The 554-nt window shown below is 67.9% G+C and carries 1 protein-coding gene; it reads right to left on the reverse strand.

The annotated features are described in order from the left end of the window. The coding region (locus tag N2041_RS14720) for an SDR family NAD(P)-dependent oxidoreductase (protein WP_297679379.1) at positions 1-554 on the reverse strand (554 nt) is incomplete at both ends.

Here is a 554-nt window from a genome sequence, read left to right on the forward strand (position 1 = left end):
TTCCCCCACAGGGCCTGGCTGAAGTGCGTCTTCACCAGGCCCTTCGCGATGGCGTTCACCCGCACCCCCTTGGAGCCCCACTCCTGGGCGAAGACCTTGGTGAGCATGTTCACGGCGGCCTTGGAGATGGAATAGACCCCCAGGAAGGGGGTGGGGCAGAAGCCGGCCTCGGAGGAGACGTTGATCACCGAGCCCGAGCCCTTCTCGCACATGATCTTGCCCACCTGCTGGGAGAGGAAGAAGAGCCCCTTGACGTTGACCTCCATGATCTTGTCGTAGGCGGCCTCCTCCACCTCGGCGGTGGAGCAGAAGATGGGGTTGGTGGCGGCGTTGTTGACCAGGATGTCGAGCCGTCCGAAACGGTCAACCACCTGGCCGACCACGCGCGCGGGCGCGCCGTGCTCACGCACATCCAGCGGCATCGCCAGCGCCTGGACCCCCAGCGCGGCGATCTCGGCCGCGGTCTCTCCGGCCGGCTCGCCAGGCAGATGAGTGAACGCGACGTGCACGCCCCGGCCGGCCAGCGCCAGGCAGATGACCCGCCCCACGCGCAC

Source organism: Tepidiforma sp. (genome assembly GCF_026419595.1).
GTDB lineage: Bacteria > Chloroflexota > Dehalococcoidia > Tepidiformales > Tepidiformaceae > Tepidiforma.